The 8,247-nt window shown below is 63.5% G+C and carries 9 protein-coding genes; 5 read left to right on the plus strand and 4 right to left on the minus strand.

Annotation, left to right across the window (positions count from 1 at the left end; genetic code table 11):
- Positions 1-168: 168 nt before the first annotated feature.
- The 4 genes from ftsE (at position 169) to VFL62_RS04430 (ending at position 3,404) form a co-directional block, all read left to right on the plus strand.
- Positions 169-828: a cell division ATP-binding protein FtsE gene (gene ftsE / locus VFL62_RS04415; RefSeq protein ID WP_325171156.1), complete on the plus strand. Its 660-nt coding sequence runs from the start codon at positions 169-171 to the stop codon at positions 826-828.
- Positions 821-1,792, plus strand: coding sequence for an ABC transporter permease (locus tag VFL62_RS04420; protein WP_325171157.1), 972 nt, complete (start codon positions 821-823; stop codon positions 1,790-1,792). Before ftsE ends, VFL62_RS04420 begins: the two co-directional genes overlap by 8 nt.
- 92 nt (positions 1,793-1,884) lie before the next feature.
- Positions 1,885-2,598 carry a YdcF family protein gene (locus tag VFL62_RS04425; protein ID WP_325171158.1) on the plus strand — a complete coding sequence of 238 codons (714 nt, stop codon included), beginning with the start codon at positions 1,885-1,887 and terminating at the stop codon, positions 2,596-2,598.
- A gap of 29 nt (positions 2,599-2,627) precedes the next feature.
- On the plus strand, positions 2,628-3,404 hold the full coding sequence (locus VFL62_RS04430; RefSeq protein WP_325171159.1) for a 1-acyl-sn-glycerol-3-phosphate acyltransferase: 777 nt from the start codon (positions 2,628-2,630) through the stop codon (positions 3,402-3,404).
- Between the two features lie 11 nt (positions 3,405-3,415).
- On the opposite strand, the gene VFL62_RS04435 is transcribed toward VFL62_RS04430, so the two are convergent.
- On the minus strand, positions 3,416-3,988 hold the full coding sequence (locus VFL62_RS04435; RefSeq protein WP_325171160.1) for a gamma-glutamylcyclotransferase: 573 nt from the start codon (positions 3,986-3,988) through the stop codon (positions 3,416-3,418).
- Positions 3,989-4,099: 111 nt separating this feature from the next.
- On the opposite strand from VFL62_RS04435, the gene VFL62_RS04440 reads away from it, so the two are divergent.
- Complete coding sequence (locus VFL62_RS04440; RefSeq protein WP_325171161.1) at positions 4,100-5,302, plus strand: DUF2125 domain-containing protein; 1,203 nt, start codon at positions 4,100-4,102, stop codon at positions 5,300-5,302.
- 2 nt (positions 5,303-5,304) lie between these two features.
- On the opposite strand, the gene VFL62_RS04445 is transcribed toward VFL62_RS04440, so the two are convergent.
- Genes VFL62_RS04445 through VFL62_RS04455 form a run of 3 tightly spaced genes read right to left on the minus strand, consistent with a single transcriptional unit; the run spans position 5,305 to position 8,206 of the window.
- On the minus strand, positions 5,305-6,243 hold the full coding sequence (locus VFL62_RS04445; protein ID WP_325171162.1) for a prephenate/arogenate dehydrogenase family protein: 939 nt from the start codon (positions 6,241-6,243) through the stop codon (positions 5,305-5,307).
- Entirely contained in the window at positions 6,240-7,337 is a 1,098-nt protein-coding gene (hisC, locus tag VFL62_RS04450; RefSeq protein ID WP_325171163.1) for a histidinol-phosphate transaminase, read from the minus strand. The genes VFL62_RS04445 and hisC overlap by 4 nt, the downstream gene beginning before the upstream one ends.
- 26 nt (positions 7,338-7,363) lie before the next feature.
- On the minus strand, positions 7,364-8,206 hold the full coding sequence (locus VFL62_RS04455; protein WP_325171164.1) for a chorismate mutase: 843 nt from the start codon (positions 8,204-8,206) through the stop codon (positions 7,364-7,366).
- Positions 8,207-8,247: the final 41 nt, after the last annotated feature.

Consider the following 8,247-nt stretch of genomic DNA (forward strand, 5'->3'; position numbering starts at 1 on the left):
AAACGATGTGCATGGAGCGCTCATGCTGGTCGGATTCGTAACATCGGGATGCTACAAGGCGACCGTTAACGAACCGGAAACCATAACTGAAGCAAAACCGCCATATTGCGCGGGTTTTGTCCGGGCGTTGCCGGTGTGCGCGGCATGCCCTGTCGAACGGAGCTAGACTTGGTTCGGTTCGAAAATGTCGGATTGCGCTACGGGCTCGGCCCGGAGATTTTGCGCGACCTCAGTTTCCTGATCCCCGCCCATTCGTTCCAGTTTCTCACCGGCCCCTCCGGCGCCGGCAAGACGTCGCTGCTGAAATTGTTGTTCCTGTCACTGCGGCCGACCCGGGGGCTGGTCAATCTGTTCGGCCACGATGTGTCATTGCTCGGCAAGGATCAGATCGCGGATCTGCGCAAGCGGATCGGCATCGTGTTGCAGGATTTCCGTCTGCTCGATCACATGACCACGTATGAGAACGTCGCTCTGCCGTTCCGCGTCCTCGGCCGTGACGAATCGAGCTATCGCAAGGAAGTGATCGATCTTCTGAAATGGGTTGGCCTCGGCGAACGCATGGACGCACTGCCGCCCATTTTATCGGGCGGAGAAAAGCAGCGGGCCGCGATCGCGCGCGCGGTCATTTCCCGGCCGCAATTGCTGCTCGCGGACGAGCCGACCGGTAACGTCGATCCGACGCTGGGGCGGCGCTTGCTGCGGCTCTTCATCGAATTGAATAAGTCCGGGACCGCCGTCGTGATCGCGACACACGATATGAACCTGATGGATCAGTATGAAGCGCGGCGGCTCGTGCTGCATCAGGGACGGTTGCACATTTATGAGTAGGACCGATCAACACCTCGGCCCTCTGGTTGACCTCGGACGCGAGCGTCCGCAGGTGCCGGCGCGGGCCCGCAACATGTCGCCGATCGTGCCGCGCGGTTCGATCTCCGGCAGTGCGCTGGTCGCGGTGGTCGCCATCATGACCTTCCTGGCCTCGATCACAACAGGCACGGTGTTGCTGGTCAGCGCCTCCGCCGCCGAATGGCAGTCCGAGGTCGCAAGCGAGATCACGATCCAGGTTCGTCCGGCGCCGGGACGCGATCTTGACCGCGATGCGCAGGCCGCGGCGGACGCGGCGCGGGCGCAGCCGGGCATCGTCGACCTCAGACCGTTCTCGCGGGAGGAGTCGGCGAAATTGCTGGAGCCGTGGCTCGGCAGCGGATTATCGCTCGACGAACTCCCGGTGCCGCGCGTTCTCGTCGCGCGCGTGCAGCCGGGATCGACCGTGGATCTGGAAGCTTTGCGTCGCGCTGTGACGCAGGCGGCGGCGACCGCGAGCGTCGACGACCACCGGGCCTGGATCGAGCGGATGCGTTCGATGACCGGCGCCACGGTAGTCGCCGGCATCGGCATTCTGGCGCTCGTGATCATCGCCACGATCATTTCGGTTTCCTTTGCAACACGTGGTGCGATGGCGGCGAACCGTCCGATCGTGGAGGTCCTGCATTTTGTCGGCGCCGGGGACCGCTTCATCGCCAACCGTTTCCTGCGGCATTTCCTGCGGCTCGGTCTCGAGGGCGGAGTGATCGGCGGCGGCATTGCGATGCTCGTCTTCGGCTTTTCGGAATCGATCGCAAACTGGTTTTCGGGCACGCCCGTCGGGGACCAATTCGCCGCCCTGTTGGGGACGTTTTCGTTGCGCCCCTCGGGTTACCTGATCCTGGCGGTGCAGGCAGTGGTGATCGCTGCGATCACGGCCTGGGCTTCGCGGCGTACCCTGTTTGCCACCCTCAACGATATCGAATGAGGTGACCGGCCTCGATCGGAACACGAAAACCGGTTCCCGTTTGCTGTGGTCATGCTTTAGAATTGGGCCGAAGAGGAGATCGCCTGATTGCAATGAGCCTTCCGTCCGCCGACCGACCAAGTTCCGCGCCTTTAGCCGCGCCGCGTAAGGGCTGGAGAGCTGTGATCGCCAGCGCGGCCGCGATCACGGCGGTTGCGATAGCCGTTGGTTTCGTCGGATTTCTGTCGCAGCTGCGCGGCACCGAGGCCAAGCCGGCGCGCTCGGCTGACGGCATCGTCGTGCTCACCGGCGGGGCCTTTCGCGTCTCGGACGCGATGGAGTTATTGGCGGACGGCTATGGCCGAAGGCTTCTGATCTCCGGCGTGCATCCGGCCAGCGGCGCCAACGACATCTCGCGCTCGCTCACCGACAATCAATCGCTACTGAGCTGTTGCGTCGATCTCGATCGCTCGGCGGTCAATACCCGAAGCAACGCCGCGGAGACGCGGCGCTGGGCGCGCGAGCGCGGGTTCAAGTCGCTGATCGTGGTGACGTCGAACTATCACATGCCGCGGGCGATCGTTGAATTGTCGCATGCGATGCCCGATATCACGCTGATCCCCTACGCCGTGGTCGGCGACAAATGGCGCGAGGAGCCATGGTGGACCAATAGCGGAACATTGCGCCTGGTGCTATCTGAGTACTTGAAATACGTCGCGGCCGAAGTGCGGGTGCGTCTGGCGGATGTGGGCCTCGACATCACGCGCGAGGCCAATGAGGCTCCACCAGTGGCGCCGCGCCAGCCGGCGACGGCGCAAGCGAACTGACCGCGCCAGCGAATTGATCGGTACCGTCGATGATTTCCATTTTCCTGCGCTCGTTGACCTACAACGTGCTGTTCTATGTGCATTTGGTGCTCTGGCTCGTCGTCGCGCTTCCGACCTTCGTGCTGCCGCGCGCCGCACTGATGACGCTGGTCCGGCTTTGGTCGCGCCAGAACACCTGGCTGCTTCGCATCATCTGCAATGTGAAAGTCGAATATCGCGGCGTCGGAAAGATCCCGAAAGGGCCGCTGGTCGTCGCCTCCAAGCATCAGTCGATGTGGGAGACCTTTGCGCTGCTGCTTTGGTTCGATCGGCCGCTCTACATTCTCAAGCGCGAGCTGACGCGAATTCCGTTCTTTGGCTGGTACACGATCAAGGCCGGCATGATCGCCGTCGATCGCAGCGCCGGCGGCCGCGCGCTTCTGAAAATGGTGCGGCAGGCCAGCGAAGAAGTCCGCAACAATGGCCGCCAGCTGATCATCTTTCCGGAAGGGACGCGTAAGGCGCCCGGAGCCCCACCGGACTACAAGCCGGGCGTCGCGCAACTCTATGCGAGCTGCCGCGAACAATGCCTGCCGGTTGCGCTCAATTCCGGATTGTTTTGGCCGCGCCGGACCTTCATGCGCTATCCCGGCACGCTGGTCGTGGAATTCCTCGATCCCGTGCCGCCGGGCCTGCCGCGCGACGAATTTCTGGCGCGGATTTCAGCCGTCATCGAAGAAGCGACCGCGCGGCTCGTCGAGGCCGCGAGGCAAGAGCAGGCGCAGTTGTTCGGCGGTGTGCCGGATTCGGCGTCCGCCAACGCGTAAAGAATGCTGACTCAACGGTGCAGTGGAGCCTCGTCGTGCAGCATCAGCGCAAGCTGATGCAGTTGCGGATCGCGAAAGCCCTGCGCCTCGATCGAACGCACAGTCTCCAGCACATAGTCGCGATTGTTGCCGGAGCGGCCGTGGCCCTGCCGAACGTAGCGTAACTGGTCCTGTAGCGAGAGCCGTCCCGCATATTGCACGTGACCGCGGTCGACCACATAGGCCAGCGCACTCACACGCTGGCGCGGTTCGTTCTCCAGCCACACCGAGCGCATGACCTCGCGATAGACGTGGGTTGTCTGCTCGCGGCCACGAAGATAGTTGATCACATCTTCGCGACGCCCGCCCGCGACGCGGAACGCGATGCCGCGGCAGGCGCCGCCCCGGTCGAGCCCGAGCACGAGCCCCGGCTTCTCCGGCGTGCCGCGATGATCGAACGAATAGACGCAAAGCGCGCGGTGTTCTCCGATCAGGCGCGCGGGGATCTGTTCGAGGAACTCAAATCCCGGCCGCCACATCAGCGAGCCATAACCGAAGACCCAGAAGTCTTCGTGGGACGGGTGGGAAGGTTCTTTCTCGGACATTCGGAAGATGGCTATCAGAACCTGGTTGCGAAACGAAGCGGAAATGCCGCGCTAATGGCTTGGCAAGTGGCTGCTTATATTTGACAAAATTGGCCGCCAATGGTCCGGTCCATGACCAGCATGACCCTGCCCTCCGATATGCCGCGCCGCCGCTCGCGCTGGCCGCTTTTCGCGCTTCCGATCGTGCTCCTGATTGCCGCTGCGGCATGGAGCGCGTTCTGGTTTTATGCCGCCTCGCAGGCTGAGGTGAAGGCCGACGCCTGGCGCGCCCAGGAGGCGAAGTCCGGACGAAGCTACGACTGCGCCAAGCAGTCGATCTCCGGCTATCCGTTTCGTCTGGAGGTCCGCTGCGACGGCGCGCGTGTCGCGCTGACCTCGCAGACGGCAGGTGCTTCGCCCGTGCCCGTCACGATCAATCTCGGCGAGATCCTAGCGGTCGCGCAAGTCTACGATCCGAAACTGCTGATCGCCGAATTCAAGTCGCCGGCGACGATTTCCGAAACGCCGGGCGCGCCGCCGATGCAGGTGAGCTGGAGCGCGGCGCGTTCGAGCGTGGTCGGACTTCCCGCCATTCCACAGCGCGCCTCGATCGTGTTCGACGACGTCGCGATCGACCGCATCAATAGCAATTCGGTGCAGGTGCCGGTGGCGCGCGCCAAGCACGTCGAATTGCACGGCCGGCTGGCCGAAGGCTCGACGCTGAAAGATCCCGTCATTGAAAGCGTGTTGCAGATCCAATCGGGCAGCGCCCAGGATGTTCATCCCGTGCTGGCGCGCCCCTTTGGCGCAGACGTCCATGCAAAGCTTACGGGCCTGAAGGATCTTACTCCAAAACCGTGGCCGCAGCGATTTCGCGAACTTCAAGCCGGCGACGGACAGGTCGAGATCGTTCAGTCGCGGGTTGCGCAGGACGATCTGATCGCGGTGGCCGCCGGTACGTTGAAGCTCAACGCGCAAGGGCAGATCAACGGCGAATTGCAGATGACGGTGACGGGCCTTGAGAAAATCATCCCGGCGCTGGGTCTCGAAAAAATGCTGGAAGATGGCGTGCCGCAGGCAACGCTCGACCGCGTTGCGCCGGGCGTGCGGAGCCAGGACGTCACCAATTTGTTGGGCGCGCTCGACAAGGCAATTCCCGGCCTCGGCAAGGTGGTCAAGCAGAATGCCAATGCCGGTCTCGCCGCAGGCATCAACGCGCTCGGCACGGCCGCAACACTGGAAGGCAAACCGGCGCGCACGTTCCCGCTGCGCTTTGCCGATGGGACCGTCTATCTCGGCCCGCTGAAGGTCGGACAGGTCCCGCCGCTTTTCTAGATTTACTTTTTCAATTGCGCGTGCGGACGGCCGAAGTCAGCGGCCGCCGAATCCTGTCCGGTTTCGACGATGCCGCGTCGGATCGCGCGGGTGCGGGTGAAATGGTCGAACAGCGCTTCGCCATCGCCGCGGCGGATCGCGCGGGTGAGTTTTGAAAGGTCCTCGTTGAAAGTGCCGAGCATTTCCAGCACCGCATCCTTGTTGGCAAGGAACACGTCCCGCCACATGGTCGGATCGGATGCCGCGATGCGGGTGAAGTCGCGAAAGCCGCCGGCGGAGAACTTGATCACCTCGGAAGACGTCACCTGCGCCAGCTCGTCGGCGGTACCGACAATGGTGTAGGCTATCAGGTGCGGCAGATGGCTCGTGATCGCGAGCACGAGGTCATGGTGCTCGGGCGTCATGATCTCGACCTTGGCGCCGAGCGCGGCCCAGAACGCCCGCAACTTCGTGGTCGCGCTCGGTTCGGTCCCCTCGGGCGGCGTGAGAATGCACCAGCGATTGATGAAAAGCTCGGCGAAGCCGGAATCGGGGCCCGAATTTTCGGTGCCCGCCACCGGATGCGCCGGCACGAAGTGCACGTTCGCCGGCAGATGCGGCGCCATATCCTTGACAACGGAAGCCTTGACCGAACCGACGTCCGAGACGATCGCGCCCTGTTTCAGGTGCGGCGCGATCTCGGCCGCAACCGGGCCGCAGGCGCCGACCGGAATGCAGAGGATCACGAGATCGGCATTGCTGACCGCTTCAATGTTGGTCTCAACCACGCGATCGACAATGCCGAGCTCCGCGACGCGGGCGCGGCTCTTGGCCGAGCGCGCAGTGGTGACGATCTCTGTCGCCAAACCCTGCGCTCGTGCCGCGCGCGCGATCGAGCCGCCGATCAGCCCGAAGCCGATCAGCGCGATGCGATCGAAATGGGGCGTACTGCTATTGCTCAAGTTGCCCTCATGAAATCGTGCAATCCCTCGATCACGAGCTTGTTGGCTTCCTCGGTGCCGATCGTCAGCCGCAGCGCATGCGGCAGCTTGTAATTTTTCAGGGCGCGCAGCACGAGGCCACGCTTGGTGAGAAAGGCGTCGGCATCCTCGGCCGTCTTTCCCTTGTCGAGCGGAAAATGGATCAGCACGAAATTGGCGACGCTGGGCGTCACCTTGAGACCGAGCTTCGAGATCTCCTCGGTCAGTCGATTGCGCCAGGTTTCGGTGTGCGTCTTCGACATCTCCTGGTGCGCTGTATCTTCGATCGCCGCGATCGCCGCCAGCATCGCCGGCGTCGACACGTTGAAGGGTCCGCGAATCCGATTGGCCGCGTCCACGATGTGCGCCGGTCCGAACATCCAGCCGACGCGCAACGCAGCGAGGCCGTGGATCTTCGAGAAAGTGTGGGTCATCACGGTGTTCTCGCTGGTTGCGACCAGTTCGATGCCCATCTCATAGTCGTTGCGCGACACATAGTCCGCGTAGGCTGCATCCAGCACAAGCAGCACGTGGGAGGGCAGTCCCGCCCGCAGCCGCTTCACCTCGTCGAACGGCAGATAGGTGCCGGTCGGATTGTTCGGGTTGGCAAGCCAGACGAGCTTGGTCCTGGGCGTGACCAGTTTGAGGATCGCATCCACACTGGCGGTGTAGTCGACCTCCGGCGCGATCACGTTGACGGCGCCGTTCGCCATCGTCGCGATCGGATAGACCAGAAAGCCGTGGGTGGTCGAAATCGCCTCGTCGCCGTGGCCGAGATAGGTGTGCGCCAGGAGGTTGAGAATTTCGTCGGAGCCGGCACCGCAGATGATGCGGTCGGGGTCGAGCCCGTAGGCGCGCCCGATCGCTTCGCGCAGGATACGCGAGGTGCCTTCCGGATAGTCGTGCAGATGCTCGGCCGCACTCTTATAGGCCTCGATCGCCTTCGGCGAGGGGCCGAACGGCGTCTCGTTGGCCGACAGCTTGAACACCTTGCGGCCCGGTTCCGCCTTCGGGCTCTTGCCGGGCGTATAGGGCGCAATATCGAGAATGCCGGGATTCGGCACGGGGCGTGACATCTTCAACTCCGGAAAATAACGGGCGGCTATTTTGCCGTGCCGTTGGGCACGGTATAGCGCGTTGCGTGGCTGCCGACGAGGGCCGATGAGCGCACCGAGGCGCCGGACTGGATCAGCGCCGCCTTGATCTTCTCGAGGTGGCCGGCGGTCACCGACACCAGAAGCGCGGCGCCATCGAACGCCGTATCGGGTACCGCGACAATCTCGGCCAAGGGCGACAGCGCGCGGGCAGCCTCGGCGTTCCAGCCGGAGACGCGCACGCTCCAGGTCTCGACTTCGGTTACCATAGCGCTGTCGGCGACGCGCGACACCACGAATACCGGCAGGGCTGCGGGGTGGTCCGCACGCTCGACGAAGGGCAGGCGTGCGATGATCTTCGGCGCATCGTGCGGCTCGAGTGCGATCCACCATGGCGTGCGGCTCGCGGTCGCCGAGACCAGCGCCAGATCGCCTTTGGATCTGGCAACCGCTTCGACTGCTGCAGGTGCGCTGAAATGCGAGACGTAAGGTACGGTGAAGCCGAAATGAAACCGCGCCGAATCCCGCATCAGGGATTCGCCGACGGAGATGTCCGCATGCACCGAGAACGGCGCCTGGACGTAGGTGAAGGTCGAGATGATGACGCGCCAGATGCTCTCGACGGTGTCGAGCGGGAGGATGCCGCGATGACGCTGCACCAGACGACGCATCATGTCGGCCTCGCGCGCCGGCCGAAACGCTGAGCCGACTTCCTGCGTCTGCTTCACCTGAATCAGCCGGTCGATGATGTCGCCACGCTGCATCAACAGGCTGTGCACCTGCGAGTCGATCGAATCGATCTCCTGGCGCAGTTCAGCCAATGATGGCGGCGAGGGCGGTGGTTTTGACATTTGGCAATCCGGCGGCGTCTTGATCCCGTTCTCTCCCACGG

The organism is Bradyrhizobium sp. (assembly GCF_035701725.1).
Taxonomy (GTDB): domain Bacteria; phylum Pseudomonadota; class Alphaproteobacteria; order Rhizobiales; family Xanthobacteraceae; genus Bradyrhizobium.

Excerpts from the sequence above, each read along its gene's own strand:
- VFL62_RS04435 (WP_325171160.1), bottom strand. The coding sequence starts at position 3,988 with ATGTCCGAGAAAGAACCTTCCCACCCGTCCCACGAAGACTTCTGGGTC.
- VFL62_RS04455 (WP_325171164.1), bottom strand. The coding sequence starts at position 8,206 with ATGTCAAAACCACCGCCCTCGCCGCCATCATTGGCTGAACTGCGCCAG.
- VFL62_RS04430 (WP_325171159.1), top strand. The coding sequence starts at position 2,628 with ATGATTTCCATTTTCCTGCGCTCGTTGACCTACAACGTGCTGTTCTAT.
- VFL62_RS04425 (WP_325171158.1), top strand. The coding sequence starts at position 1,885 with ATGAGCCTTCCGTCCGCCGACCGACCAAGTTCCGCGCCTTTAGCCGCG.
- hisC (WP_325171163.1), bottom strand. The coding sequence starts at position 7,337 with ATGTCACGCCCCGTGCCGAATCCCGGCATTCTCGATATTGCGCCCTAT.
- VFL62_RS04440 (WP_325171161.1), top strand. The coding sequence starts at position 4,100 with ATGACCAGCATGACCCTGCCCTCCGATATGCCGCGCCGCCGCTCGCGC.
- VFL62_RS04420 (WP_325171157.1), top strand. The coding sequence starts at position 821 with ATGAGTAGGACCGATCAACACCTCGGCCCTCTGGTTGACCTCGGACGC.